The organism is Georgenia muralis (genome assembly GCF_003814705.1).
Taxonomy (GTDB): Bacteria; Actinomycetota; Actinomycetes; order Actinomycetales; family Actinomycetaceae; genus Georgenia; species Georgenia muralis.
The window spans coordinates 2,700,204-2,725,460 of sequence record NZ_RKRA01000001.1; the positions used below are offsets into that span (position 1 = coordinate 2,700,204).

Consider the following 25,257-nt stretch of genomic DNA (forward strand, 5'->3'; position numbering starts at 1 on the left):
TGCGGCCGGTCGGCTGAGCCGCCGCTCAGCGGTCGAGCCAGGCCGGGAGGTCGGCGATCGAGTCGAGGACGACGTCGGCCTCGCCGTGGGCGGAGGTCTCCGCGCCCGGCAGGTACTTGCCGGTGCGCACGAGGACGCCGGTCAGTCCGCACGCCTGGGCGGCGAGCACGTCGGCGTCGACGTCGTCGCCGACCATGACCGCGTCGCCCGGTGCCGCCCCGAGCACGGCGAGGGCGGTGGTGAAGAACGCCCGAGCGGGTTTGCCCACGACCACGGCCTCGACGCCGGCGGCCCGCTCGAGCCCGGCGAGGAAGGCACCGGTGTCGAGCTGGAGGCCGGCGTCGGTGCGCCAGAACAGGTTGCGGTGCATCGCCACGAGGACGGCACCGGCCCGGAGTGCGCGGAAGGCCCGGTCGAGGGCCTCGTAGGAGAGCTCCGGCCCGGCGCCGCCGAGCAGCACCACGTCGGCGTGCGCGTCGGGGTCGGTGACGAGGTCGATGCCGGGGAGGTCCTCGGTGATGTCGCCGCTGCTCAGCAGGAGGCACCGGGCGCCGGGGTGGTGCTCGGCGAGGTAGGCGGCGGTGAGGACGGGGGCGGTGAGCACCTCCGGGGCGGTGACGTCGAAGCCCGCGGTCCGCAGCGCGGCGACGACGGCGGCGCGCGGGCGCGAGGTGGTGTTGGTGACGAGGAGCACGTCCAGGTCGCGCTCGCGCAGGGCGGCGAGAGCCTCCACCGCGCCGGGCAGCGGTTGCCACGAGACCGTGAGCACGCCGTCGACGTCGAGCAGGACGGCACGTCTGGCGTCCATGGACAGACCCTAGCCTCAGCGCACGCCGAGGACGAAGGGGTGGACGGCGCCCGCGCCCGCGCGACGCAGCAGCCGGGCCGCGACGGTGAGGGTCCACCCCGAGTCGGTGAGGTCGTCCACCAGGACGACGGTGCGGCCGGGCAGCCCGGCCAGGGCGGCCTCGCTGAGGTCGAGGCGCAGCCGGCGCTCGACGGCCGCCAGGCGCTGCGCCGAGTTGACGTCGTGGCGGCCCGGCGGCTGCTGCGGGTCCGGTGAGACGGCGCCCACCACCGGGACCCCGAGGATCTTGGCGACGCCGGCCGCGAGGTGCGCCACCAGCCGCGGCCGGGTGGCCGAGCCGACCACCACCACCCCGTCCACGCCGGGGGAGCCGTCACCGCGCGTCAGCGCCGGGGCCCACTCGCGCAGCACCGTCTCGACCGGCCGGCGCAGGGCGGCGGGGAGCATCCCGTCCGCTCCGTGCGCGGCCTCCTGGGCGCCGGAGCCGGGGGCGCCGGAGGTCTCGTGGTCCGCGGCCGTCCCGGCCGGACTCGGCGGAGCCGCCCCGCCCGAGGTGTCCCCCCGGGCGGGCTCGAAGAGGTCGCGCAGCGGGCCCGACCAGCCCAGCCCGTCCAGACGGGCGAGCGCCCTGCCGTCCTCGGCCCGCTCCTCGACGGAGATCCTGCCCCGCACCGAGATGCCGAGCGTCTCCATGCCCGAGGGCCACTGCCGCCTGGGGGCCACCCCGATCCCGGGACGGTCCATGGCCGCACGGGCGTCGCGCAGGGCGCCGTCGTCGACCTCGGCGACGAGGTCCAGCCCGCCGCACAGGTCGCACCGGCCGCAGCGCCACCCGGGCTCGAGGTCCGGGTCGTCGAGCTGGTCGCGCAGGTAGGCCATCCGGCACTCACCGGCGCCGAGGCGCTGGTAGGCCACCATGGCGTCCTGCTCGGCCCGGCGGGTCGCGCTCACCCGCGCGTACCGCTCGGTGTCATAGGTCCACGGCGCCCCGGTGGTCTCCCAGCCACCGCGCACCCGGCGCACCGCACCGTCCACGTCGAGGACCTTGAGCATCGTCTCGAGCCGGTTGCGGCGCAGGTCGACCATCGGCTCGAGCGCCGCCGTCGACATCGTCCCGCCGTCGGCGAGGGTCGCCAGGGTGGCCCGCACGGCAGGCTCCGGCGGGAAGGCGAGGGAGCCGAAGTACGCCCAGATGTCCTGGTCCTCACGGCCGGGGAGCAGGACGACGTCGGCCCGGTCGACGCCGCGTCCGGCACGACCGACCTGCTGGTAGTAGGCGACCGGGGAGGACGGGGCGCCGAGGTGGACGACGAAGGCGAGGTCGGGCTTGTCGAAGCCCATCCCGAGCGCCGAGGTCGCCACGAGGGCCTTGACGCGGTTCTCCTTGAGATCGGCCTCGAGCTGCTCGCGCTCGGCGGTGTCGGTCTGACCGGTGTAGGCACGCACCTCGTGGCCGGCCAGCCGCAGCTGCTCGGCCACCTGCTGCGCCGACGAGACCGTCATCGCGTAGACGATGCCCGAGCCGGACCACCGGCCCAGCTGGCCGGCGAGCCACGCCACCCGGGCCGCCTGGTCGGCCAGCTCCAGCACGCCGAGGTGGAGGGAGGGCCGGTCGAGACCGCCGCGCAGGACCAGGACGCCGTCCTCGTCGTGGCCCACGCCCAGCTGCTCGGCGACGTCGGCGCTCACCCGCGCGTTGGCGGTGGCAGTGGTGGCCAGCACCGGGATGCCGGTCGGCAGGTCCTCGAGCAGGGTGCGGATACGCCGGTAGTCGGGCCGGAAGTCGTGCCCCCAGTCGGAGATGCAGTGCGCCTCGTCGACGACCACCAGACCGGCGCTCGCGGCGAGCCGGGGGAGGACCTCGTCCCGGAAGCCGGGGTTGTTCAGCCGCTCCGGCGAGCACAGCAGCACGTCCACCTCGCCGGCGGCGATCGCCGCGTGGACGGCCTCCCACTCGGTGACGTTCGCCGAGTTGATGGTCACCGCGCGGATGCCCGCCCGGGCCGCCGCCGCGATCTGGTCGCGCATGAGGGCGAGCAGCGGCGAGACGATGACGGTCGGGCCGGCCGGCGGTCCGTCCCCGGTACTGGCACGGAGCAGCGCCGTCGCGACGAAGTACACCGCCGACTTCCCCCAGCCGGTCGCCTCGACCACCAGCGCCCTGCGCCGGTGCGCCACGAGGGCCTCGACAGCGCTCCACTGGTCCTCGCGCAGCCGCGCGTCGGGACGGCCCACGAGGGCGCGCAGCGCCTCCTCGGCCCGGTCCCGCAGGTCGCTCGGTGCCCTCGTCGTCTCCACGTCGCCCACGCTCTCACACCCCACCGACGCGCCGGCGCCCGGGTGTGGACGACGGGGACATTCGTCACCCGCGAGGCCCCGGGAGCCGTGCCACGCTGGGGGCGCGGCGTGGTCCCGCGACCGCACGGCACGGAGGAGGACCCCATGTCCACCACCACGGCACCGGTCGGCAGCGTGGTCGTCGGGACCGACGGCTCCGCCCACGCCGAGGTCGCGCTCGACTGGGCGGCCGCGGAGGCCACCCGGCGCGGGACCGGCCTGCACGTCCTCTACGCCTACCCCTGGCTCGCCCGGGCGCGGGCCTGGGAGTTCGCCCCCGACCTCGCCGAGCTCACCCACGGCGACGACGTCGCCGCCGCCGCGGCCGCGCGCGCCCGGTCCGCCCGCCCGGGCCTGGCGGTGACCACCGAGGTCGTGGTCGACGACCCGTCGGTGGCCATCACCCTCGCATCGTGCGACGCCGCCGTGGTCGTGGTGGGCGCGCGTGGGCTGGGCGCGGTGGCCGAGGTCCTCGGCTCGGTGTCCCTGCGGGTGGCCGAGCACGCGTACGCCCCGGTCGTCGTCGTCCGCGCCGACGGGTTCGCCGACGACACCCGGCGCGTGGCCGTGGGCCTGGATCCCCACGACGACGATGGCAAGACCCTGCGCTACGCCCTCGACGACGCCCGCCGTCGCCATGTGGGCCTCCTCGCCGTCCAGGGGGTGCAGCTCAGCGCCGAGCACCCCGACGACGTCTACGTCCGGCGGCTGACCGAGGCCGTCGAGGCGGGGGAGGGACGCGTCCGGGACCGGCTCGACGCCTGGCGGGAGCGGTACCCCGACGTGCCCGTCGAGCTGCGCCAGGTGCGCGAGCACCCGGTCGACGCGCTCGCCGAGGCGGCCGCCGAGTGCGCCGTCGTGGTGGTGGGCAGCCGCGGGCACGGCGGACTGGCCGGGCTCCTGCTCGGGTCCGTCAGTCGTGCCCTGCTGCACCGCGCCCCGGTCGTCGCGGTGGTGCGGCACGTGCGCGAGTGAGCCACCGGCGCCCACCTCCGCGCACGTCGGTGGTCCGTCCCGTCCGCGGCCGTCCGGACGCCGGACGCCCCCGGTGGACCGCGCGGCCTAGAATCCTGGGGTGACCACACCGCCCGACAACGCCGTGCGCCTGCCCCTGCGCCCCGGCCTGGAGGGGCTGACCCCGTACGGCGCCCCCCAGCTCGCCGTGCCGGTCCTCCTCAACGTCAACGAGAACCCCTACCCGCCGTCGGCCGGCGTCGTCGCGGACATCGCCGCGGCCGTCGCCGAGGCGGCCGGCGGGCTCAACCGCTACCCCGACCGGGACTTCCCCCGGCTGCGCGAGGAGCTCGCCGCCTACCTCGCGGCGGAGTCCGGCGTCGAGCTCGACCCCGGGCAGGTGTGGGCGGCCAACGGGTCCAACGAGGTCATGCTCCACCTCCTCCAGGCCTTCGGCGGGCCGGGGCGCACGGTCCTGTCCTTCGCGCCCACCTACTCGATGTACCCCGAGTACGCCCGGGACACCCTCACGGGCTGGGTCGCGGGCCGCCGGGAGGAGGACTTCTCGCTCGACGTCGGCCACGTCCGTGCGCTCATCGACGAGGTCCGTCCCGCCGTGGTGCTCCTCGCCAGCCCGAACAACCCGACCGGCACCGCGCTGGACCTGGCCACCGTCGAGGCCGTGTGCGAGGCCACCCTCGCCTCCGGACCGGCCGGTCCCGACGGCGCACCGACGGCGAGCGTCGTCGTCGTCGACGAGGCCTACGGGGAGTTCCGCCGCGCGGGGACCCCGTCCGCGCTGACCCTCCTCGCCCGGTACCGCCACCTGGCTGTCTCGCGGACGATGTCCAAGGCGTTCGGGATGGCCGGCCTGCGGCTGGGCTACCTCGCCGCGGCGCCGGAGCTGGTGGAACACCTGCGGGTCGTCCGCCTGCCGTACCACCTCTCCGCGCTCACCCAGGCCGCGGCCCTGGCGGCGCTGCGCCACCGCGAGGAGCTCATGGGCCAGGTCGCGTCCCTGCGCGCCGAGCGCGACGCCCTCGTGGTGTGGCTGCGCGGCCAGGGGCTGGAGGTCGCCGACTCCGACGCGAACTTCGTCCTGTTCGGGCGCTTCGACGACCGCAGCGCCGTGTGGCAGGGTCTGCTGGAGCGGGGCGTCCTCATCCGTGAGGTCGGACCCGACGGTTGGCTCCGGGTGTCGGTCGGCACCCCGGAGGAGACGGCCGCCTTCCGGGCGGCCCTGGTGGAGGTGCTGGGTCGATGAGCGAGCTGACGGGCCGGACGGCGCGGATCGAGCGGAAGACCTCGGAGTCCGACGTCCTCGTCGAGCTCGACCTCGACGGGAGCGGCCGGACGGACATCTCCACCTCCGTGCCGTTCTACGACCACATGCTCACCGCCCTGGGCAAGCACTCCCTCGTCGACCTCACCGTGCGGGCCACGGGTGACACCGACATCGACGTCCACCACACCGTGGAGGACGTCGCGATCTGCCTCGGCCAGGCGCTGCGGCAGGCGCTGGGCGACAAGCGCGGCATCTCCCGCTTCGGCGACGCGCTCGTCCCGCTGGACGAGGCCCTCGCCCAGGCCGTCGTCGACGTCTCCGGGCGCCCCTACCTCGTCCACGAGGGTGAGCCCGCCGGGCAGGAGTACCACCTCATCGGCGGGCACTTCACCGGCTCGCTCACCCGGCACGTGCTCGAGTCGATCGCCCACCACGCCGGGATCTGCCTGCACGTGCGGGTCCTGGCCGGCCGCGACCCCCACCACATCGTCGAGGCCCAGTTCAAGGCCCTCGCCCGCGCCCTGCGCGCGGCCGTCGAGCCCGACCCGCGCGTCGAGGGCGTGCCGTCCACCAAGGGAGCGCTGTGAGCACCACCGGGCCGGAGCACGGCGACGACGAGCCCCTCACCGAGGCCGACATCGAGCGCATGCTCCGTGCGCTCGGCCCGGACGCGAGCGACGGCCCCGACGGGACCGGCGGCCCTGACGGGACCGGCGGCCCTGCGAGCGACGGCACCGGCGAGCCGGAGCCCGACCGGGCCGCCGGCCCGGGTCCGGCCTCCGGCGACGGCCCGGCCAGGCCCGGCGCGACCACGCAACAGACGCCCGCCCGGCTGGCCCTGGTCCTGACCCCCGTGGCGTCCGCGCCGGCCCTCGCGGGCCTGTGCGCGATGGCCGGGATCGACGTCGACGTCGTGCCGTCGGCCTCGGGCGCCGTCGCGGTGCTCGAGGTGCCCGCCAAGGAGGCTCCGGCCGACTGGGACATCACTGAGCTGCTCGGCGGCGGCGAGATGCCCGGCGCCTTCCCGCCCGAGGCGGAGGAGGTCGCCGGCGCCCTCTCCCGGCTCGCCCGCACCGGGGTGGTCCTGCTCACCGCCGACCTCGCGACCGACGTCGGCATCGAGCCGGGGCTGTCCGGGCACGTCAGCGCCCGCCGCTACGTCGGCGGCACCGCCGAGGGCGACATGCCCGCCGGGCTCGTCCTGGCCGGCGCGGACCAGGTGGTCGAGGACCTCGTCCTGGGCCGGGTCCGGGCCGGGGAGGTCCCCGGCCACCAGCGCTCGGGCAACCTGCCGCGGTGGAAGGCCACCCGCATGTTCACCCGCGGACTGCGCAGGAAGAAGCCGTGAGCGCCGGCCGGCGGGTCGTCGTCCTGGACTACGGCTCGGGCAACGTCCGCTCCGCGGTGCGCGCCCTCGAGCGCGTCGGCGCGGACGTCGAGCTCACCGCGGACCCTGACGCCGCGGCCGCCGCGCACGGCCTGGTCGTCCCCGGCGTGGGGGCCTTCGCCGCCGTGATGGACCAGCTGCGCTCGGTCGACGGCGCCCGCATCATCGAGCGCCGCCTCGCCGGCGGCCGCCCCGTGCTGGGCATCTGCGTGGGGATGCAGGTGATGTTCACCGCGGGGGAGGAGCACGGGGTCACCACCCCCGGCCTCGACCAGTGGCCCGGCACCGTGGACCGGCTCCACGCCCCCGTCGTCCCCCACATGGGCTGGTCGACCGTCGAGGCCCCCCAGGGCAGCGTCCTGTTCGAGGGCGTCGGCGACGAGCGGTTCTACTTCGTCCACTCCTACGCCGCCCAGTCCGACCCCGCCGCGGCCCTCGACGGCGGCGAGGACAGCCCGTTCCCGCGCCCGCTCGTCACCTGGTCCGAGCACGGCGGACGGTTCGTCGCCGCGGTCGAGAACGGAGCGCTGTCCGCCACCCAGTTCCACCCCGAGAAGTCCGGCGACGCCGGCGCCCAGCTGCTCCGCAACTGGGTCACCAGCCTGTAGGAGACCCGATGACCTCCACCCCCCGCCTCGAGCTGCTGCCGGCCGTCGACGTCGTCGCGGGCCAGGCCGTGCGCCTCTTCCAGGGCGCCGCGGGCTCCGAGACCACCTACGGCGACCCGGGCGAGGCGGCCGCCGCCTTCGTCGCCGAGGGGGCGGAGTGGATCCACCTCGTCGACCTCGACGCGGCCTTCGGCCGCGGCTCCAACCACGAGCTCCTCGCCCGGATCGTCGGAGAGCTCGACGTCAAGGTCGAGCTCTCCGGCGGCATCCGCGACGACGAGTCCCTCGCCCGGGCGCTCGGCTCGGGCGCCACCCGGGTCAACCTCGGCACCGCCGCCCTGGAGGACCCCGAGTGGACCGCGCGGGTCATCGCCCGTCACGGCGAGCAGATCGCCGTCGGGCTCGACGTGCGCGGCACCACGCTGGCCGCGCGCGGGTGGACCCGGGAGGGCGGCGACCTGTGGGAGGTCCTCGAGCGCCTCGACGCCGACGGCTGCGCCCGCTACGTCCTCACGGACGTCACCAAGGACGGCACCCTGCGCGGGCCCAACGTCGAGCTGCTCCAGGAGGTGTGCGAGCGCACCTCCGCCCCCGTGGTCGCCTCCGGCGGGGTCGCGAACCTCCACGACATCGAGGCCCTGCGGGAGCTGACCGGCATCGGCGTCGAGGGCGCCATCGTCGGCAAGGCCCTGTACTCCGGGGCCTTCACGCTCGGCCAGGCGCTCGACGTCGCGGGCCGCCCGTGACCGGCACGCCGACCGGCCCGCGGCACGACGAGGACGCCCGTCCCGCCGTGGTCCACCCCCACCACTCCGGACGCCCCGGCCCCGGCGGGCGTGCGCCGCTGCGCATCGCCGAGGGGCTCACCGACGCCGCCCTGGCCGACTCCGCCGGGCAGGCGTGGGCCGGGCGCACGCTCCGGCCCAACCCCTTCGCCGGCGACGACGGCAAGGTCCAGCCCGGCATGGCCGCGGCCCTGGCGCTGACCGACCCGGGCGAGCGGGTCGTCGCGGTCGTGGCGGAGCTGCGCACCGGACGTGTCGTGGTCCCCGTGGTCGCGCACGAGCACCCCGGCACCGACGACGACGGGCACGTCCGCGCCCACGACGCCGACCGGTTCCGCACCGGTGACCGCGGCGGCGACGCCATGGCCTCGGCGGCGATGGTCTCGGTCCGGACCGCTGACGGGCGCTCCGCCCTGCCCGTCTTCTCCTCGGTCGAGGCGCTCCTGCGCTGGGACCCGGCCGCCCGGCCCGTCCCGGTCGAGGCCGCCCGGGCGGCCCTGTCGGCGGTGGGGGAGTCGGACTCCCTGCTCGTCCTCGACCCCGGTGCGCCGACGACCGTCCTCGTGCCCCGGCCGGCGGTCTGGGCCGTCGCCCAGCAGCGCCCCTGGGTGCCCTCCTGGGCCGACCCCGAGCTGCCGGGACTCGTCGCGGCGGCCCTGCGCGGCATCACCGAGCTCGTCGGCGTGCGGCTCGAACGCGGTGAGCGCGCCGAGCTGCGGGTGGTCCTGGCCGTGCGGGCCGGTCTCGACGCCGAGACGGTCCGCGCGGCCGTGACCCGGGCGAGCGAGGCCCTCGGCGCCGAGCACGCGCTGCGCGAGCGGGTGGACTCCCTCGAGCTCGCCCCCACCGTCGTCGCCTGACACCACCCGCGGCTGACGCCCCCGCGACGGCTCGGCGCGGGCGGTCAGAGCCCGGCGAGCACCCGCACCGCCTCGAGGGTGTCGGCCTCCGCCGCCGGCTTGTCCTCGCGGTAGCGCAGCACCCGCGCGAACCGCAGCGCGACCCCGCCGGGGTAGCGGGGAGAGCGCTGGACGCCGTCGAAGGCGATCTCGACCACCTGCTCGGGCCGCACGTGCACCACGTGGCCCTCGCGGTGGGTCTCCAGCGCGAGGAACCGTTCGGTCTGCCAGGCGAGCATCTCGTCCGTCATGCCCTTGAACGTCTTCCCGAGCATGACGAACCCGCCCGCACCGTCCGCGGCACCGAGGTGGATGTTCGACAGCGTGCCGCTCCGGCGGCCCGAGCCCCACTCGACGGCCAGCACGACGAGGTCCAGGGTGTGCCGCGGCTTGACCTTGACCCAGGCGGCACCGCGCCGCCCGGCCTCGTAGGGCGCGTCGAGGCTCTTGACGACGACGCCCTCGTGCCCGCCCGCGAGGGTCCGGGCGTAGAAGTCCGCGGCAGCGCCGGGGTCCTCCGTGAGGAGCCTGGGCACGACCAGGTCACCGGGCGCCACCTCCCCGAGCGCGGCGAACCGGGTCCCGGCGGGCGTGTCGAGCAGGTCCTGGCCCGCGACGTGCAGGACGTCGAAGAAGACCGTCGTGACCGGCACCTGCTCACGCAGGGCCGTGACGTCGGCGCTGCTCATCGTCCGCGCCGCCGTCTCCTGGAAGGGGCGAGGCCGACCGTCGGCGAGCAGGGCGATCGCCTCGCCGTCGAGGACGAGGTCACCGCCGCCCAGCCCCCGGGTGGCCTCGACCACCTCGGGCAGCCGCGCGGTGATGTCGTCCAGGGACCTGGTGAACACGACGACCTCCCGCCCGCGTCTGTGCACCTGGATGCGGATGCCGTCGAGCTTGGCGTCCACCGCGACCTCCCCGCCGAGACGCTCGAGCGCCCCGGCCAGGTCGGGCGCGGCCGAGGCGAGCATGGGCCGCACCGGGGTGCCCACCGCGAGGGTGAACGCCGCGAGGGCGGCCTCCGCGCCGGTGAGGGCGGCGACGGCGACCGGTCCCGTCTCGCCGGAGAACATCGCCGCCCGGCGCACCGCCGCGAGCGGGACCGAGGCCGCCTCGGCGACGGCGTCGAGCATGAGCGAGTCCAGCGCGCCCTGGCGCAGCTCACCGAGGACGAGCAGCCGCAGGAACCGCTGCTCGGCGGGGGTCGCCCGGCCGAAGAGGTCGGCGACGGCCGCGGTCCGCCGGGCCTGGGACCCGCTGCCGGACAGCGCCGCGAGGGACTCCAGGGCGGCGTCGACCTCCGCGACCGTCAGGGTGGGGGCGTCCGCCGGTGCCGGCAGCGTCTCGAGCGAGTGCCACCCCAGCCCCGTGCGACGCTGGCGCACCGTCCCGGAGAGGTAGCCTGCGACGAGCGCCGCCTCGGGGCCGGCCTGGCGCAGCGCGTCGGCGAGGGCGTGGCGCTTGGCCAGGCGGGAACGTGTGGCGGCCACGGCCTGGGAGGCTGCGACCAGGTCGGCGAGGAGCATGGCGACCATGGTCCTGCCGTGTGGCCCGGGCCACCACCGGGCGGCGGTGCCCGACGGGGCGTGCGTGCTAGTCTTGTCCACTGACCGACCAGGGCCTGTCCCTGGTGCGCAAGTGGAGATCCTCCCACCTGGGTGACGTCGGCCGCCGAGAGGCGGCCGCAGTGACCGGGTTCAGGTCGACGGGGCTGGTCCCCGTGTACCCGTGCGGCCCAGCGCTGCGGGGGTGACGACCTCTGTGGGCCTCCGCGTGCGCGAGCACGACGGAGGCCTTCTTCGTCTCGCGACGGTCACCGCGAACGAGGTAGAGGAGCACAGCATCAGCGAGCCCCGCATCAACGAGCGGATCCGCGTGCCCGAGGTCCGGCTGGTCGGCCCCGGCGGCGAGCAGGTCGGTGTCGTCCGCGTCGAGGACGCCCTGCGGCTGGCCCAGGAGGCCGACCTCGACCTGGTCGAGGTCGCGCCCGACGCGCGCCCGCCCGTGGCCAAGCTCATGGACTACGGGAAGTTCAAGTACGAGTCCGCCATGAAGGCCCGTGACGCCCGCCGCAACCAGGCGAACACGGTCCTCAAGGAGATCCGGTTCCGCCTCAAGATCGACGCGCACGACTACGCGACCAAGAAGGGTCACGTCGAGCGCTTCCTCACGGGCGGCGACAAGGTCAAGGTCATGATCATGTTCCGCGGCCGTGAGCAGTCCCGCCCCGAGATGGGCATGCGGCTGCTCCAGCGGCTGGCCGAGGACGTCGCCGAGCTCGGCTCGGTCGAGTCCTCCCCGCGGCTGGACGGGCGCAACATGACCATGGTGATCGGCCCGCACAAGAAGAAGGCCGAGGCCAAGAGCGAGCAGCGCCGCAAGCGCGAGCAGGAGCAGGCGGCCAAGGACGCCGCCCCTGCGACCGCTGCGCCGGCCGCCCCCGAAGCGGCCGCCGAGCCGGCAGCCCCGACCGCCCCCGCGGCGGACGCGCCCGCCGACAGCGCCGCGGACGCCAGCTAGCCCACATACCTGCAAAGACGTCCTGGCCCACCACCCGGGCCCAGGGCAGGACAGATCTGTGCCACCGGCGCAGTCGACCGAGGGACGAACATGCCGAAGAACAAGACGCACTCCGGTGCCAAGAAGCGCTTCCGGGTCACCGGCAGCGGGAAGCTCATGCGCGAGCAGGCCAACAAGCGCCACCTGCTCGAGCACAAGTCCTCCAAGCGCACCCGACGTCTCGCCCAGGACCAGGTGGTCTCCAGCGCCGACGTGAAGAAGATCAAGAAGCTGCTCGGCAAGTAAGCCGCCCCGAACGAAGGAGACTGACGTGGCACGCGTCAAGCGGGCGGTCAACGCCCAGAAGAAGCGCCGCACGACCCTCGAGCGCGCCGCCGGTTACCGCGGCCAGCGCTCGCGGCTGTACCGCAAGGCCAAGGAGCAGGTCACCCACTCGATGACCTACGCCTACCGCGACCGGCGCGCCCGCAAGGGTGACTTCCGCCGGCTGTGGATCCAGCGCATCAACGCCGCGGTGCGCGCCGAGGGCATGACCTACAACCGCTTCGTCCAGGGCCTCAAGGCCGCGGGCGTCGAGGTCGACCGCCGCATGCTGGCCGAGCTGGCCGTGACCGACATCGCCGCGTTCAACGCGCTCGTCGCCACCGCCCGCGCCGCCCTGCCCGCGGACGTCAACGCCCCGGCCGCCTGAGCCGAGCGCACCCCGCACCGCGGGAGCGACATGACCGGACGCCCGGACACCCTGACCAACCCACGCGCTGAGCGCGTGCGAACGGTCAGGGCACTGTCCGGGCGTCCGGCGCGTCTGCGGTACGGCCAGTTCCTCGTCGAGGGCCCCCAGGGCGTGCGCGAGCTCGTCCGGCACCGTCGCGACCAGGTGCGCGACCTCTACCTCACCGAGGACGCCGCAGGGCGCCACCCCGAGATCGTCGACGACGCCGCCGGCCTCCACCTGCACCTGGCCACGGCCGAGGTGCTCACCGCGATGAGCCCGGACGCCCAGGGCGTCCTCGCTGTCGCCCGCGCCCTCGACCCCGCGCCCACCGTCGACGACCTGCTGACCGGCGCGCCGCCCCGCCTCGTCGCGCTCCTCGTCCGGGCCGCGGACCCCGGCAACGCCGGCACCGTCGTCCGGGCCGCGGACGCCGCCGGCGCCGACGCCGTCCTGCTCGGCACCGGCAGCGTCGAGGTGCACAACCCCAAGGTCGTCCGCGCCACGGCCGGCTCGCTCTTCCACCTGCCGGTCGTCCCCGGCTCGGACGTCGAGGCGGCCGTGGCCGCCCTCCGCGGTGCCGGGCTGCAGGTGCTCGCCGCCGACGGCGCGGGGGAGTGGGACCTCGACGAGCTGGCCGACCGGGCCGCCGCCGAGGCCTACGGCTGCTCCCCGTGGGAGGCCGACGAGCTGAGCGCGACCGGGCTCGTCGCCCCCGACCTGGCCGCCCCGACCGTCTGGCTGCTGGGCAACGAGGCCCACGGCCTCACGGCTGCCGAGCGCGAGCTGTGCGACGCCGGCGTGCGCGTGCCCATCCACGGCCGTGCGGAGTCCCTCAACGTCGCCACCGCCGCGACGGTGTGCCTGTACGCCTCGGCCCGCGCGCAGCGCCGCGCCTGAGTGCCCCACGCCTGCCCGGCCGAGGTGTGCGCACCGACGGCCCGACCAGCCTTCCGCCGCCGGGAGCGCGGGACTAGCGTGACCCGCCGGAGGGGTTCTCCGGCGAACGGGAGGAATCATGAGCGGCCGCGTCGTGCACTTCGAGATGCCCTACGACGACAAGGACCGGGCCACGGCCTTCTACCGTGGGGCCTTCGGCTGGCGGGTCGAGGAGATGCCGGGCTTCGACTACAGCTTCGTCACCACCGGACCGGCCGGGAGCGACGGCGCCGCGTCCGAGCCGGGGTACATCGGCGGGGGGATGACCCCCCGCGAGGATCCCGTCACCGGCCCCGTCATCACCATCGACACCGACGACGTCACCGCCGCGCTCGAGCGGGTGGTGGAGCTCGGCGGGTCGGTGGTCCAGGAGCGCACCCCGGTGGGGGACATGGGCTTCACCGGGTACTTCCGCGACACCGAGGGCACCGTGGTCGGGCTGTGGGAGAGCGCCCCGCCCGCCTGACCTCAGCGGTGGGGTGGTGCTCAGCCGCCACCCTGGACGTAGTCGACGAGGCTGTCACGCTCGTCCTGGAGCTCGCCCAGCCGCTGCTTGACGACGTCGCCGATGCTCACGATCCCCACCAGGCGGCCGTCCGCGACCACCGGCAGGTGGCGCACCCGCCGCTCGGTCATCGTCCGCGCCAGCGTCTCGAGGTCGTCGTCGAGGCGACAGGTGGCGACCTCGGTGGTCATGATCGTCCCGACCGGCACGGCCGGGAGGGGCTCGGTCGACCCGCGCAGGTGCCGCACGACGTCCCGCTCGGAGACGATGCCGTCGACCGTCCCGTCGGCGTCGGAGACGACCACCGCCCCGATGCCGCGGTCGGCGAGCAGGTCGAGCAGCTCCGCCACGGAGGCGTCGCTGCGGATGGTGACGACGTCGTCGCCCTTGCGCCTGAGCACGTCGGAGATGCGCATGCTCGACCGTACTGCCGGCAGCGGCCCCCGGGCCAGGTTCCCGCCCGCGGGTGTGCGGGCTCTTGACCGGGCGCCGGGCCGGGCACATGCTCAGGAGGTGACCGTGGTGCCGATGCCGCCCCGCTCGCGCTGGTTCGCCGACCCGCGCGGCCACGGGCGCGGGCTGCGGGTCACCGCGCACCCCGAGACCGGGATGGTCGTGCTCAGCCTGTGGCGGGCGGACGAGTGCGTCGCCACCGTGCGGCTCACCCCCGCGGAGGCCGCCGGTCTCGTCGGCGCCCTCGGCGCCGGCTTGGCGGACCTCGCCGGGACCGGCGCGGCGGAGGTGACGACCGACCGCGCCGCCGGCGGATGAGGCTCTTCGTCGCCCTCGCGCTGCCGCCGCAGGTGCAGGAGCACCTGGACCTCGCCGTCGCCGCGGTCGGCGACGACGAGCCGGCCGGCCGGGGCGCGCCCACCCTGCGCTGGGTGGCGCCGGGCCTGCGGCACATCACCCTGGCCTTCTACGGCGAGGTGCCCGGCGGCGCCGTTCCCGACCTCACCGCCGACCTCGCCGCCGTCGCGGCCGCCCACGGGCCCCTGCGGCTCCAGGTGCGCGGCGCCGGCGTCTTCGCCGGACGGACGCTGTGGGCGGGCGTGCGGGAGGTGGACCCCCCCGGGGGGGCCCTGGTGCGGCTCATGACCGACTGCGAGGACCTGCTCCACCCCGACGCCGCCCGACGCGAGCGCCACCGCGCGCACGTCACCCTCGCCCGGGCGCGCCGCCCCGACGCGGCCGGGCTGGACCGGCGCGCGCAGGTCCTGTCCGTCTACTCCGGGCCGACCTGGCTCGCCGAGGACGTGGAGCTGCTCGCCTCCGAGCTGGGCGCCGGCAAGGGCGGGGCGCCGGTGCACGAGGTCCTCGCCCGGCTCCCGCTCGGCGGACCCGCCCCTGCCGCCGGCTTTCCGGACCACTAGACTCCACTGCTGGCAGCGGCCTCGCCTCCACGGCGCCTGCCCTGCCGGCCCCGTCCCGCCCGGAAGGTACGCATGTCCTCCTCTGACCCCGCGCCCATCTCCCCGCTCGACGCCGGCGCGGTCGGCGGCGCGGTCGACGCCGCCCTCGCGGCCGTCGCCGCCGCCTCGAACCTGGAGGAGCTCAAGGCCGCCCGCCTCGCGCACACCGGCGACCGCAGCGCCCTCGCGTTGGCCAACCGGGCCATCGGCGGCCTGGAGAACAAGGACAAGGCCGCCGCCGGCAAGCTCCTCGGACAGGCCCGCGGCCGTGTCGTCAACGCCGTCGCCGCCCGGCAGAGCGAGCTCGAGGCCGCCCACGACGCCGAGGTGCTGCGCACCGAGCGGGTCGACGTCACCCTGCCCACCACCCGGGCGCGCACCGGGGCGCGGCACCCGCTGGAGACCCTCATGGAGGACGTCTCGGACTTCTTCGTCGCGATGGGCTGGGAGATCGCCGAGGGCCCCGAGGTCGAGCACGAGTGGTTCAACTTCGACGCGCTGAACTTCGGCCCGGACCACCCGGCCCGGCAGATGCAGGACACGTTCTACGTCGAGCCCCCCGCGGACGCCGGCGGAGACCCGCACCTCGTCCTGCGCACCCACACCTCCCCGGTGCAGTCGCGCACGATGCTCTCCCGTGACCTGCCCATCTACATCGCCGTGCCGGGCAAGGTCTTCCGCACCGACGCCCTCGACGCCACCCACACCCCGGTCTTCCACCAGGTGGAGGGGCTCGCCGTCGACAAGGGCCTGACGATGGCCCACCTCAAGGGGACCCTCGACCACTTCGCCCGAGCGATGTTCGGGCCCGAGGCGCGCACCCGCCTGCGCCCGAGCTACTTCCCCTTCACCGAGCCCAGCGCCGAGATGGACCTGTGGTTCCCGCAGAAGAAGGGCGGCCCCGGCTGGATCGAGTGGGGCGGCTGCGGGATGGTCAACCCGGCCGTCCTCGTCGCCAACGGGATCGACCCGGAGGTCTACTCCGGCTTCGCGTTCGGCATGGGCATCGAGCGCACGCTCATGCTCCGGCACGGCATCGCCGACATGCGCGACATGGTCGAGGGCGACGTGCGCTTCTCGCTCCAGTTCGGCACCACCGGAAGGGGTAACTGAGATGCCGTACGTCCCGCTGACCTGGCTCGCCGACCACACCGAGGTTCCCGCCGGCACCACCGCCGCGGCCCTGGCCGCCGCCCTCGTGCGCGTCGGTCTCGAGGAGGAGGCCATCAAGCCCCCCGCCGTCACCGGCCCGCTCGTCGTCGGCCGGGTCCTCTCGGTGGTCAGGGAGGAGCAGAAGAACGGCAAGACGATCAGCTACTGCCGGGTCGACGTCGGCCCGGCGCACAACGACGCCCCCGGCGAGGGCGCGGAGCCGGCCGACGTCGCGTCCCGCGGCATCATCTGCGGCGCGCACAACTTCGACGCCGGCGACGACGTCGTCGTCGCGCTGCCCGGCGCCGTGCTGCCCGGGCCGTTCCCCATCGCCGCCCGCAAGACCTACGGGCACGTCTCCGACGGGATGATCTGCTCCGCCCGCGAGCTCGGCCTCGGGCAGGACCACAGCGGCATCATCGTCCTCGGTCAGCTCCTCGGTGCCGACGCCGTCCCCGCACCGGGCGCGGACGCCGTCGCCCTGCTGGGGCTGGGTGAGGAGGTCCTCGAGATCAACGTCACCCCGGACCGCGGCTACTGCTTCGCCATGCGCGGGGTGGCCCGGGAGTACTCCCACTCCACCGGCGCCGCCTTCACCGACCACGGCCTGGCCGAGAACCTCCCCGGCGGGGCGGTCCCCGCCCCGACCGATGACGGCTTCGCCGTCGAGGTCGATGACGCCGGGCTCGACGGCGCCGCCGGCTGCGACCGGTTCGTCACCCGGATCGTCCGCGGCATCGACCCGGCCGCCCCCAGTCCCGCGTGGATGACCGAGCGGCTGACCCAGGCCGGCATGCGGCCCATCTCCCTCGCCGTCGACGTGACCAACTACGTCATGCTCGACCTCGGCCAGCCCCTGCACGCCTACGACCTCGCCACCGTGCACGCCCCGATCGTCGTCCGCCGGGCGACGGCCGGCGAGCGGCTGACCACCCTCGACGACGTCGAGCGGCGCCTCGACCCCGAGGACCTCCTCATCACGGACTCCCCCCGCGGGCGCGCCTCCCGCGTGCTCGGCCTCGCCGGGGTCATGGGTGGCGCGGAGACCGAGGTCTCGCCCACCACGACCGACGTGCTCGTCGAGGCCGCCCACTTCGACCCCGTCTCGGTGGCCCGGAGCGCCCGCCGGCACAAGCTGCCCTCGGAGGCGGCCAAGCGGTTCGAGCGCGGGGTGGACACCGCCCTGCAGGCCGTGGCCGCCCAGCGGGTCGTCGACCTGCTCGTCGAGCACGGCGGCGGCACCGCCGACCCGGCCGTGAGCGACCTCGACACCACCACGCCGCCGGCGCCGATCGTCCTCGACCCGACCCTGCCCGCCCGGCTCGTCGGGGTGGACTACCCCCGCGAGCAGGTGCTGGGGATCCTCGAGCGGATCGGCTGCACCGTCCGGCCGACCGCCGCCGGGCCCACCACGGCCGAGGACGACGGGGCCGACGACGCGGTGGGCACCGTCGTCGTCACCCCGCCCACCTGGCGCCCGGACCTCACCGTCCCGGCGGACCTCGTCGAGGAGGTTGCGCGCCTGTCGGGCTACGACGCCATCCCCTCGGTGCTGCCGCCCGCGCCCGCCGGCCGCGGCCTCACCCCGGACCAGCGCCGCCGCCGCGACGTCGCCCGGGCGCTGGCCGAGCACGGCCTCGTCCAGGTCCTGTCCTACCCGTTCGTCGGCGACGTCCACGACCGCCTCGGCCTGCCCGCCGACGACGAGCGGCGCCGGGTCCTGCGTCTGGTCAACCCCCTCGCCGAGGACGCCCCGGCGCTGCGGACGTCCCTGCTCGACAGCCTCCTCGACGTCGCCCGGCGCAACGTCGGGCGCGGCGCCGGCGAGCTCGGCGTGTTCGAGATCGGCCTCGTCACCCGCCCGGCCGGGGTCCGCTCGGGCCCGGTCCCCGGGGTGGACCGCCGACCGGATGCCGACGCCCTGGCCGCCCTCGACGCAGCGGTGCCGCACCAGCCACGCCACCTCGCCGCGGTCCTGGCCGGCCCGCTCCTGCCCGACGGCGTCTGGGGCGGCAACCGCCCCGTGGACTGGGCCGACGCCGTCGAGACGGCCCGGGTCGCCGCGCGCACGGTCGGCGTGGAGCTGGCCGTGCGCCAGGGCGAGACCGCGCCCTGGCACCCCGGCCGCTGCGCCGAGCTCGTCGTCGGCGGCGAGGTGCTCGGCCATGCCGGCGAGCTGCACCCCCACGTCACCGCCGCGCTCGAGCTGCCCGCCCGGACGGTCGCCGTTGAGCTCGACCTCGACGCGCTGCTCGCCGCCGTCCCCGGCGAGCCGGTGCAGGTCACCCCGGTCTCCACCTTCCCCCTGGCGAAGGAGGACGTGGCCCTCGTCGTCGACGCGGCGGTCCCGGCCGAGGAGGTCCGCGCCGCCGTCGTGGCGGGCGCCGGCGAGCTCGCCGAGGAGGTGCGCCTCTTCGACGTCTACACCGGCGACCAGCTGGGTGCGGGCCGCAGGTCCCTGGCGTTCGCGCTGCGCCTGCGGGCCCCGGACCGCACGCTCACCGCGGAGGAGACCGCTGCCGTGCGCGAGCGGATCGTCGCCGTGGCGGGTGAGCGGGTGGGCGCCGTGCTACGCACCTGAGTCCCGGGTCGCGCGGAGCTTCTCGCCGCGCCGTAACCGGACGTTGGGGACATAAGTCCCAGCAAGGCCGCAGCAGTCGTGGGCCACGCTGGGGTCATGAAGATCCTCGTCGTCGTCGCCTCGAAGCACCACGCCACCGAAGAGATCGGTGACGTCATCGTCGAGGAGCTCCGCGCCGCCGGACACGGCGCGCGGCGGGTCGCCCCCGCCGAGGTCCGCTCGTTCGAGGGGGTCGGCGCGGTCGTCCTCGGCTCGGCCGTGTACATGACGCAGTGGATGGAGCCGATGCGCGACCTCGTCGCCCGCCGGGCCGAGGAGCTGCGGCACCTGCCGGTGTGGGCGTTCTCCGTCGGCCTGGCCGGCGTGCCCGGCGGTGAGGTCCAGGAGCCGGCCCGCGCCGCCGCCGTCGTGCGCCAGGTGGACCCGCTGGGGCACGTGACGTTCAAGGGCCGGCTCGACCCCGCGGTCCTGGGCCTGCGGGAGCGCTCGGTCACCCGGCTGGGCAGCGCCCCCGAGGGCGACTACCGCGAGTGGGACACGATCCGGGCGTGGGCGCGCGGCGTCGCGGCCGAGCTCGACGAGCACGTCACCCGTACCGAGGGGCTCGCCCACACCGGCTGAGCTCACGGGAAGGGCCCTCCGTCCCCGTCGACCCGCGCCCTGCCGTGACCTCGCGACGGCACTGCGGGCTCCGTCTGTCAGGGCACCAGCAGCACCTTCCCCGTGGTGGCCCGCCCCTCGAGCGCCTCGTGGGCGGCGCGCGCCTCGGTGAGGGGGAACCGCTCGCCGATCCGCACGTCCAGCCCGCCGGTGCGCACGGCCTCGAAGAGCTCGCCCGCGCGCCAGGTCAGCTCGTCGCGGGTGACGACGTGGTCGGCCAGCTTGGGCCGGGTCACGAACAGCGAGCCCGCCCGGTTGAGCCGCTGGAGGTCGAACGGCGGCACCTGGCCGCTGGCGCCGCCGAAGAGGACGAGCGAGCCGCGGCGACGGACGCAGGCCAGGGTGGCGTCGAACGTGTCCTTGCCGACGCCGTCGTAGGCCACGTCGACACCGACGCCCCCGGTGAGCCCACGCACCAGGGCCGGCAGCTCGGTCGCCAGGTCCGTCATCTCGGTGTACCGCACGACGTCGGCCGCGTCCGCCGCGCGGGCCAGCGACTCCTTCTCCGCCGACCCCACCAGGCCGATGACCCGGGCGCCGCGCGCCACCGCGAGCTGGGTGAGCAGGAGCCCGACCCCGCCGGCGGCCGCGGTCACGAGGACCGTCTGGCCGGCCTGGACCGGGAACGTCGACGCCACGAGGTAGTGCGCGGTCATGCCCTGCAGGGGGAGGGCGGCCGCGACGTCCATGCTCACGCCGTCGGGCACCGGGACCGCCCTGCCGGCCTCGACGACGACCCTCTCGGCGTAGGAGCCGGGCGCGTCGGCCCAGGCGACGGCGTCGCCGGCGGAGACACCGGTGACCCCGTCACCGACCGCGACCACGGTTCCGGCTCCCTCGGCGCCCGGGACGTGTGGGAACGGCATGGGGTAGACGCCGCCGCGCTGGTAGGTGTCGATGAAGTTCACGCCGGCGGCGGCCACCTCGACGACGAGCTGCCCGGGACCTGGCTCGGGGTCCGGCAGGTCGACGACGGTCAGGACCTCGGGTCCACCGGGCTCGGTGGCGTGGATCGCGCGCATGGCTCCAGCATGCCCGCCCTGGTCCGACCGCGCGGCGCGACAACCAGTTCGCTCATCTGGTCGTCGTCGGCAACCAGGTGAGCAACTCGGCTAGGGAAGGCAGTCCATACAGCATCCTGTATGGTTATGCAGGTGACTTTCTCTGCAGCGGTGGCGGGCGCCTCCGGCTACGCCGGCGGCGAGATGCTCCGCCTCCTCCTGGCCCATCCCGACGCCGTCGTCGGCGCCGTCACCGCGCACGGCAACGCCGGCCAGCGCCTGGGAACCCAGCACGCGCACCTCGTGCCGCTCGCGGACCGGGTCCTCGAGCCCACGAGCGTGGAGAGCCTCGCCGGGCACGACGTCGTCGTCCTCGCGCTGCCGCACGGCGCGTCCGGTGAGCTCACCGCCGCCCTGGAGGCCGCCGGCAGCGAGGCCCTCGTCCTCGACCTCGGCGCCGACCACCGGCTCACCGACGCCGCCGCGTGGGAGGCCTTCTACGGCTCCGCGCACGCCGGTGCCTGGCCCTACGGGATGCCCGAACTGATCCTGACCGGCGGCACCACCCGTCAGCGCGACGTGCTGCGCGGCGCCCGGCAGATCGCCGTGCCGGGCTGCAACGTCACCGCCGTGACCCTGGCGCTCCAGCCGGGTGTGGCCGCGGGCGTCGTCGACCCGGGTGACGTCGTCGCCGTCCTGGCCGTCGGGTACTCCGGGGCGGGCAAGGCCGCCAAGCCGCACCTGCTCGCCGCCGAGGGCCTCGGCTCCCTGGCGCCCTACGCCGTCGGCGGCACCCACCGCCACATCCCCGAGATCGAGCAGAACCTCCGCGCCGCGGGAGCGGGGCAGGTGCGGCTGTCCTTCACCCCCGTGCTCGCCCCCGTCGCGCGCGGCATCCTCGCCACGGTCACCGCGCCGCTCGCGCCGGGCGCCGACGCCGGATCGGTCCGCGCCGCCTGGGCGCAGGCCTACGACGGCGAACCGTTCGTCCACCTCCTGCCCGAGGGCTCCTGGCCCACCACCGCGATGGTCACCGGGGCGAACACCGCCCTCGTCCAGGTCGCCGTGGACGAGCGGGCCGGGCGCGTGGTCGCCGTCTGCGCGATCGACAACCTCGTCAAGGGCACCGCGGGCGCCGCGGTGCAGTCCATGAACCTCGCCCTCGGCCTGCCCGAGACGGCGGGCCTGAGCACCGTGGGAGTCGCCCCGTGAGCGTCACCGCACCCCTGGGCTTCCGCGCTGCGGGCGTCACCGCCGGCCTGAAGTCCTCCGGCCGGCCCGACCTGGCCCTGGTCGTCAACGACGGCCCTGACCACGTCGTCGCCGGGGTCTTCACCTCCAACCGCGTCGTCGCCGCCCCGGTGGTGTGGTCGCGCACCGTCGTCGGCGACGGCGTCGCCCGCGCCGTCGTCCTCAACTCCGGCGGGGCCAACGCCTGCACCGGCCCGGAGGGGTTCGGCGACACCCACCGCACCGCCGAGCACGTCGGCGAGGTGCTGGGGGTCTCCGCCGGCGACGTCGTCGTGTGCTCCACCGGCCTCATCGGCGAGCGTCTCGACATGCCCGCCCTGCTCGGCGGGGTCGACGCCGCTGCCGCGGCGCTGGGTGCCGACGGCGGCGAGGCGGCCGCGACCGCGATCATGACCACCGACACCGTGACCAAGCAGGTGCTCGTCCAGCGCCCGCTCGGCCCCGCCGGCGCCACGAGCACCGACGACGGGATCAGCTGGATCGTCGGGGGCATGGCCAAGGGCGCGGGCATGCTGGCCCCGGGGCTGGCCACCATGCTCTGCGTGCTCACCACCGACGCCGTGGTCACCGCCGAGGACGCCGACGCCGCCCTGCGCGCCGCCACCGCCGTCACCCTGGACCGGGTCGACTCCGACGGGTGCATGTCCACCAACGACACCGTCGTCCTGCTCGCCTCGGGTGCGTCCGGGGTGCCGGTGGGCGCGGAGGAGCTCACCGAGGCGGTCACCGCGGCGTGCGCCTCGCTGGCCCGCCAGCTCGTCGCCGACGCCGAGGGCGCGACCCACGACATCGCCGTCACCGTGCGCGGTGCGACGAACGAGGACGCCGCCGTGGCCGTGGCCCGGGCCGTGACCCGGTCGAACCTGTTCAAGGCCGCGGTCTTCGGCAACGACCCCAACTGGGGCCGGGTGCTCGCCGCCGTCGGCACGGTGCCGGCCGACGTCGCCCCCTTCGAGGCCGACGCGGTGGACGTGGCGATCAACGGCGTGACCGTGTGCCGCGGGGGCGGCGTGGGGGAGGACCGCTCCCGGGTCGACCTCGCGGCCGCCCGTGAGGTCCGGGTGGAGGTCGACCTTCACGCCGGGGCCGCCGAGGCGACGGTCTGGACCAACGACCTCACGCACGACTACGTCCACGAGAACAGCGCGTACTCCACATGAGCGAGGCAGACGTGAGCTCGACGACCGAGGAGTTCTACTTCGACACCGAGCGCGACCTCTTCCCGCACCAGAAGGCCGAGGTCCTCGTCCAGGCGCTGCCGTGGCTCCAGCGGTTCTCCGGTGCACGGGTGGTCATCAAGTACGGCGGCAACGCCATGGTGGCCGAGAACCTCAAGCGCACCTTCGCCCAGGACATCCTCTTCCTCCACCAGGTCGGCCTGCGGCCCGTCGTCGTCCACGGCGGTGGACCCCAGATCTCGACCATGCTCGAGCGGGTGGGCCTCGAGAGCGAGTTCCGCGGCGGCCTGCGCGTGACGACGCCGGAGGTCATGGACGTCGTGCGGATGGTCCTGACCGGTCAGGTCCAGCGTGAGCTGGTCGGCCTGCTCAACGCCGACGTCGCCCACGCCGTCGGGCTCTCGGGGGAGGACGGGCGACTCCTGCGCGCCCGCCGCCGGCCGGCCACCGTCGGTGGCGAGAGCGTCGACGTCGGCCTGGTCGGCGACGTCGTCGAGGTCGACCCCCAGGCGGTCGAGGACCTCCTCGCCGCCGGGCGGATCCCCGTGGTCTCCACCGTCGCGCTCGACGTCGACGAGCCCGGCCAGGTCCTCAACGTCAACGCCGACACCGCCGCCGCGGCGCTCGCCGTCGCCCTCGGCGCCACCAAGCTCGTCATCCTCACCGACGTCGAGGGTCTCTACGCCCGGTGGCCGGACACCGCCTCCCTCATCAGCCGCCTCGCCGCTGCCGAGCTGGAGGAGATGCTGCCGTCGCTGCAGTCCGGGATGGTGCCGAAGATGGAGGCCTGCCTGCGCGCCGTGCACGGCGGGGTGCCGCAGGCCCACGTCATCGACGGCCGGCAGGAGCACTCGATGCTCCTGGAGATCTTCACCGACGCCGGTGTGGGCACCCTCGTCGAGCCCGACGGCGCGGCCGCCGACGGCCCCGCGGCCGCCGACGGCCTGGCGCCCGAGCACCCGGCGCCGGCCCACACCAGCGAGCCCACCGACCTGGAGCAGCCATGACCGCCCACGACCCCGCCGCACCTGCGCCCGCACGGACCGTCGGCGCCCCGGCGTCCGCCGCGAGCTGGACCGAGCGCTACACCGGCGCCGTGATGAACACCTTCGGCACCCCCAAGCGGGTGCTCGTGCGCGGGGAGGGCTCGTACGTGTGGGACGCCGAGGGGCGCCGCTACCTCGACCTCCTCGGCGGCATCGCCGTCAACGCGCTCGGCCACGCCCACCCCGGCCTCGTCGCCGCCGTCACGGAGCAGCTGGCCACGCTCGGTCACGTCTCGAACTTCTTCGCCACCCCGGCCCAGGTCACGCTCGCCGAGCGGCTCCTCGAGGTCGTCACCCCGGGCGGGGCGCCGGCGGGCTCGCGGGTCTTCCTCGCCAACTCCGGCGCCGAGGCCAACGAGGCGGCCCTGAAGATGACGCGCCGCCACCGTCCCGGCGGGCGGGTGCTCGCCCTCGAGGGCGCCTTCCACGGCCGCACGATGGGTGCGCTGTCCCTCACGCACAAGGCCGCCTACCGGGAACCGTTCGAGCCCCTGCCCGGCGGCGTGGAGTTCCTGCCGTTCGGCGACCTCGCCGCGCTGGAGCGGGCGCTCGGCGACGACGTCGCCGCGCTGTTCGTCGAGCCCGTCCAGGGCGAGGCCGGCGTGCGGCCCCTCCCGCCGGGCTACCTGCCCGCCGCGCGTGAGCTGACCACGGCCGCCGGCGCGCTGCTCGTGCTCGACGAGGTCCAGTCCGGCACGGGCCGGACCGGGACGTGGATGGCCCACCACCTGCCCCACGTGGGCGGCGGGGCCGTCCCCGACGTCGTCACCCTCGCCAAGGGTCTCGGCGGCGGCCTGCCGATCGGTGCGACGGTCGCCCTCGGCGAGCACGCCGCGGGCCTCCTCGGTCCCGGTCAGCACGGCACCACCTTCGGCGGTAACCCCGTCTCCGCCGCGGCCGCCCTGACCGTCCTCGACGCGCTCTCCGACGGCCTCCTCGAGCACGTCGTGGAGGTGGGGGACCTCCTGCGCGCGAAGCTGGCGGGCCTGGGCAACCACGGTGTCGCCGAGGTGCGCGGCGAGGGCCTGCTCCTCGCCGTCGGTCTCACCGCGCCGGTGGCCGCGGCGGCGACCGAGCACCTGCTCGAGGCGGGGTTCATCGTCAACCCCGTCCGCGAGGACGCCCTGCGCCTCGCGCCCCCGCTGATCCTCACGGGCGAGGAGGCGGCGTCGTTCGTCGACGCCCTGCCCGCCGCGTTGGACGCCGCGACGGCCGGGGCGGCGTCGTGAACACGCGG

Annotated in this window: 26 protein-coding genes; 21 read left to right on the top strand and 5 right to left on the bottom strand. The window is 75.7% G+C overall.

The genetic code is table 11. The annotated features are described in order from the left end of the window. Positions 1-25: 25 nt before the first annotated feature. On the bottom strand, positions 26-808 hold the full coding sequence (locus EDD32_RS12140; RefSeq protein ID WP_123917834.1) for a TIGR01458 family HAD-type hydrolase: 783 nt from the start codon (positions 806-808) through the stop codon (positions 26-28). 15 nt (positions 809-823) lie between these two features. Next, on the bottom strand, positions 824-3,115 hold the full coding sequence (locus EDD32_RS12145) for a RecQ family ATP-dependent DNA helicase (protein WP_246006114.1): 2,292 nt from the start codon (positions 3,113-3,115) through the stop codon (positions 824-826). Positions 3,116-3,250: 135 nt separating this feature from the next. Between EDD32_RS12145 and EDD32_RS12150 the strand changes: the two genes are divergently transcribed. The 7 genes from EDD32_RS12150 (at position 3,251) to EDD32_RS12180 (ending at position 9,024) form a co-directional block, all read left to right on the top strand. Further along, the gene (locus tag EDD32_RS12150; protein ID WP_123917838.1) at positions 3,251-4,120 is read left to right on the top strand and encodes a universal stress protein; all 870 of its coding nucleotides are present in this window, start codon (positions 3,251-3,253) and stop codon (positions 4,118-4,120) included. Positions 4,121-4,220: 100 nt separating this feature from the next. Next, on the top strand, positions 4,221-5,363 hold the full coding sequence (locus EDD32_RS12155; RefSeq protein ID WP_123917840.1) for a histidinol-phosphate transaminase: 1,143 nt from the start codon (positions 4,221-4,223) through the stop codon (positions 5,361-5,363). Next, on the top strand, positions 5,360-5,971 hold the full coding sequence (hisB, locus tag EDD32_RS12160) for an imidazoleglycerol-phosphate dehydratase HisB (RefSeq protein WP_123917842.1): 612 nt from the start codon (positions 5,360-5,362) through the stop codon (positions 5,969-5,971). The genes EDD32_RS12155 and hisB overlap by 4 nt, the downstream gene beginning before the upstream one ends. Then, positions 5,968-6,732, top strand: a complete 765-nt coding sequence (locus tag EDD32_RS12165; protein ID WP_123917844.1) for a hypothetical protein — start codon at positions 5,968-5,970, stop codon at positions 6,730-6,732. Before hisB ends, EDD32_RS12165 begins: the two co-directional genes overlap by 4 nt. After that, positions 6,729-7,379, top strand: coding sequence for an imidazole glycerol phosphate synthase subunit HisH (hisH, locus tag EDD32_RS12170; RefSeq protein WP_123917846.1), 651 nt, complete (start codon positions 6,729-6,731; stop codon positions 7,377-7,379). Before EDD32_RS12165 ends, hisH begins: the two co-directional genes overlap by 4 nt. A gap of 8 nt (positions 7,380-7,387) precedes the next feature. Beyond that, positions 7,388-8,125 carry a bifunctional 1-(5-phosphoribosyl)-5-((5-phosphoribosylamino)methylideneamino)imidazole-4-carboxamide isomerase/phosphoribosylanthranilate isomerase PriA gene (priA, locus tag EDD32_RS12175; RefSeq protein WP_123917848.1) on the top strand — a complete coding sequence of 246 codons (738 nt, stop codon included), beginning with the start codon at positions 7,388-7,390 and terminating at the stop codon, positions 8,123-8,125. Beyond that, a complete protein-coding gene (locus tag EDD32_RS12180; RefSeq protein ID WP_123917850.1) occupies positions 8,122-9,024 on the top strand; it encodes an SseB family protein in 903 nt (300 codons plus the stop codon). Before priA ends, EDD32_RS12180 begins: the two co-directional genes overlap by 4 nt. Before the next feature lie 44 nt (positions 9,025-9,068). Here EDD32_RS12180 and EDD32_RS12185 read toward each other — a convergent pair whose 3' ends face one another. Beyond that, positions 9,069-10,589: an ATP-dependent DNA ligase gene (locus tag EDD32_RS12185; RefSeq protein WP_123917851.1), complete on the bottom strand. Its 1,521-nt coding sequence runs from the start codon at positions 10,587-10,589 to the stop codon at positions 9,069-9,071. Positions 10,590-10,905: 316 nt separating this feature from the next. Between EDD32_RS12185 and infC the strand changes: the two genes are divergently transcribed. The 5 genes from infC (at position 10,906) to EDD32_RS12210 (ending at position 13,700) form a co-directional block, all read left to right on the top strand. Next, complete coding sequence (gene infC / locus EDD32_RS12190; RefSeq protein WP_123920510.1) at positions 10,906-11,583, top strand: translation initiation factor IF-3; 678 nt, start codon at positions 10,906-10,908, stop codon at positions 11,581-11,583. A gap of 90 nt (positions 11,584-11,673) precedes the next feature. Beyond that, a complete protein-coding gene (rpmI, locus tag EDD32_RS12195; RefSeq protein ID WP_123917853.1) occupies positions 11,674-11,868 on the top strand; it encodes a 50S ribosomal protein L35 in 195 nt (64 codons plus the stop codon). A 25-nt stretch (positions 11,869-11,893) separates the two neighbouring features. Continuing rightward, complete coding sequence (rplT, locus tag EDD32_RS12200) at positions 11,894-12,274, top strand: 50S ribosomal protein L20 (protein ID WP_123917855.1); 381 nt, start codon at positions 11,894-11,896, stop codon at positions 12,272-12,274. 30 nt (positions 12,275-12,304) lie between these two features. Further along, positions 12,305-13,195, top strand: a complete 891-nt coding sequence (locus EDD32_RS12205) for a TrmH family RNA methyltransferase (protein WP_123917857.1) — start codon at positions 12,305-12,307, stop codon at positions 13,193-13,195. Positions 13,196-13,313: 118 nt separating this feature from the next. Next, complete coding sequence (locus EDD32_RS12210; RefSeq protein WP_123917859.1) at positions 13,314-13,700, top strand: VOC family protein; 387 nt, start codon at positions 13,314-13,316, stop codon at positions 13,698-13,700. 20 nt (positions 13,701-13,720) lie between these two features. On the opposite strand, the gene EDD32_RS12215 is transcribed toward EDD32_RS12210, so the two are convergent. Continuing rightward, positions 13,721-14,155 (bottom strand): CBS domain-containing protein, encoded by a 435-nt coding sequence (locus EDD32_RS12215; protein WP_123917861.1) that lies wholly within the window; start codon positions 14,153-14,155, stop codon positions 13,721-13,723. 106 nt (positions 14,156-14,261) lie between these two features. Here EDD32_RS12215 and EDD32_RS12220 point away from each other — a divergent pair, with 106 nt between their 5' ends. The 5 genes from EDD32_RS12220 to EDD32_RS12240 all read left to right on the top strand — a co-directional run bounded on the left by EDD32_RS12220 (position 14,262) and on the right by EDD32_RS12240 (position 19,505). Further along, positions 14,262-14,510 carry a hypothetical protein gene (locus EDD32_RS12220; RefSeq protein ID WP_123917863.1) on the top strand — a complete coding sequence of 83 codons (249 nt, stop codon included), beginning with the start codon at positions 14,262-14,264 and terminating at the stop codon, positions 14,508-14,510. Next, positions 14,507-15,112: an RNA 2',3'-cyclic phosphodiesterase gene (thpR, locus tag EDD32_RS12225; protein WP_123917865.1), complete on the top strand. Its 606-nt coding sequence runs from the start codon at positions 14,507-14,509 to the stop codon at positions 15,110-15,112. The genes EDD32_RS12220 and thpR overlap by 4 nt, the downstream gene beginning before the upstream one ends. A 72-nt stretch (positions 15,113-15,184) precedes the next feature. Next, positions 15,185-16,264, top strand: a complete 1,080-nt coding sequence (gene pheS, locus EDD32_RS12230) for a phenylalanine--tRNA ligase subunit alpha (protein WP_123917867.1) — start codon at positions 15,185-15,187, stop codon at positions 16,262-16,264. Between the two features lies 1 nt (position 16,265). Next, positions 16,266-18,884, top strand: a complete 2,619-nt coding sequence (gene pheT, locus EDD32_RS12235) for a phenylalanine--tRNA ligase subunit beta (protein WP_123917869.1) — start codon at positions 16,266-16,268, stop codon at positions 18,882-18,884. A gap of 96 nt (positions 18,885-18,980) precedes the next feature. Further along, positions 18,981-19,505, top strand: a complete 525-nt coding sequence (locus EDD32_RS12240) for a flavodoxin domain-containing protein (RefSeq protein WP_123917871.1) — start codon at positions 18,981-18,983, stop codon at positions 19,503-19,505. Positions 19,506-19,582: 77 nt separating this feature from the next. Here the strand turns inward: EDD32_RS12240 and EDD32_RS12245 are convergent, their stop codons facing one another. Then, positions 19,583-20,566 carry a quinone oxidoreductase family protein gene (locus EDD32_RS12245; protein ID WP_123917873.1) on the bottom strand — a complete coding sequence of 328 codons (984 nt, stop codon included), beginning with the start codon at positions 20,564-20,566 and terminating at the stop codon, positions 19,583-19,585. 126 nt (positions 20,567-20,692) lie between these two features. On the opposite strand from EDD32_RS12245, the gene argC reads away from it, so the two are divergent. The 4 genes from argC to EDD32_RS12265 are packed head-to-tail and all read left to right on the top strand — an operon-like array spanning position 20,693 to position 25,249. After that, positions 20,693-21,757, top strand: a complete 1,065-nt coding sequence (gene argC / locus EDD32_RS12250; RefSeq protein WP_246006283.1) for an N-acetyl-gamma-glutamyl-phosphate reductase — start codon at positions 20,693-20,695, stop codon at positions 21,755-21,757. Continuing rightward, on the top strand, positions 21,754-22,956 hold the full coding sequence (gene argJ / locus EDD32_RS12255; RefSeq protein ID WP_123917877.1) for a bifunctional glutamate N-acetyltransferase/amino-acid acetyltransferase ArgJ: 1,203 nt from the start codon (positions 21,754-21,756) through the stop codon (positions 22,954-22,956). Before argC ends, argJ begins: the two co-directional genes overlap by 4 nt. Before the next feature lie 11 nt (positions 22,957-22,967). After that, positions 22,968-23,981, top strand: coding sequence for an acetylglutamate kinase (gene argB / locus EDD32_RS12260; RefSeq protein WP_484103607.1), 1,014 nt, complete (start codon positions 22,968-22,970; stop codon positions 23,979-23,981). Then, on the top strand, positions 23,978-25,249 hold the full coding sequence (locus tag EDD32_RS12265; RefSeq protein ID WP_123917881.1) for an acetylornithine transaminase: 1,272 nt from the start codon (positions 23,978-23,980) through the stop codon (positions 25,247-25,249). Before argB ends, EDD32_RS12265 begins: the two co-directional genes overlap by 4 nt. Positions 25,250-25,257: the final 8 nt, after the last annotated feature.

Excerpts from the sequence above, each read along its gene's own strand:
- EDD32_RS12215 (WP_123917861.1), bottom strand. The coding sequence starts at position 14,155 with ATGCGCATCTCCGACGTGCTCAGGCGCAAGGGCGACGACGTCGTCACC.
- EDD32_RS12185 (WP_123917851.1), bottom strand. The coding sequence starts at position 10,589 with ATGCTCCTCGCCGACCTGGTCGCAGCCTCCCAGGCCGTGGCCGCCACA.
- EDD32_RS12240 (WP_123917871.1), top strand. The coding sequence starts at position 18,981 with ATGAAGATCCTCGTCGTCGTCGCCTCGAAGCACCACGCCACCGAAGAG.
- hisB (WP_123917842.1), top strand. The coding sequence starts at position 5,360 with ATGAGCGAGCTGACGGGCCGGACGGCGCGGATCGAGCGGAAGACCTCG.
- EDD32_RS12265 (WP_123917881.1), top strand. The coding sequence starts at position 23,978 with ATGACCGCCCACGACCCCGCCGCACCTGCGCCCGCACGGACCGTCGGC.
- pheS (WP_123917867.1), top strand. The coding sequence starts at position 15,185 with ATGTCCTCCTCTGACCCCGCGCCCATCTCCCCGCTCGACGCCGGCGCG.
- EDD32_RS12205 (WP_123917857.1), top strand. The coding sequence starts at position 12,305 with ATGACCGGACGCCCGGACACCCTGACCAACCCACGCGCTGAGCGCGTG.
- thpR (WP_123917865.1), top strand. The coding sequence starts at position 14,507 with ATGAGGCTCTTCGTCGCCCTCGCGCTGCCGCCGCAGGTGCAGGAGCAC.
- EDD32_RS12140 (WP_123917834.1), bottom strand. The coding sequence starts at position 808 with ATGGACGCCAGACGTGCCGTCCTGCTCGACGTCGACGGCGTGCTCACG.
- argC (WP_246006283.1), top strand. The coding sequence starts at position 20,693 with ATGCAGGTGACTTTCTCTGCAGCGGTGGCGGGCGCCTCCGGCTACGCC.
- EDD32_RS12150 (WP_123917838.1), top strand. The coding sequence starts at position 3,251 with ATGTCCACCACCACGGCACCGGTCGGCAGCGTGGTCGTCGGGACCGAC.
- priA (WP_123917848.1), top strand. The coding sequence starts at position 7,388 with ATGACCTCCACCCCCCGCCTCGAGCTGCTGCCGGCCGTCGACGTCGTC.
- EDD32_RS12210 (WP_123917859.1), top strand. The coding sequence starts at position 13,314 with ATGAGCGGCCGCGTCGTGCACTTCGAGATGCCCTACGACGACAAGGAC.
- EDD32_RS12245 (WP_123917873.1), bottom strand. The coding sequence starts at position 20,566 with ATGCGCGCGATCCACGCCACCGAGCCCGGTGGACCCGAGGTCCTGACC.
- pheT (WP_123917869.1), top strand. The coding sequence starts at position 16,266 with ATGCCGTACGTCCCGCTGACCTGGCTCGCCGACCACACCGAGGTTCCC.
- rpmI (WP_123917853.1), top strand. The coding sequence starts at position 11,674 with ATGCCGAAGAACAAGACGCACTCCGGTGCCAAGAAGCGCTTCCGGGTC.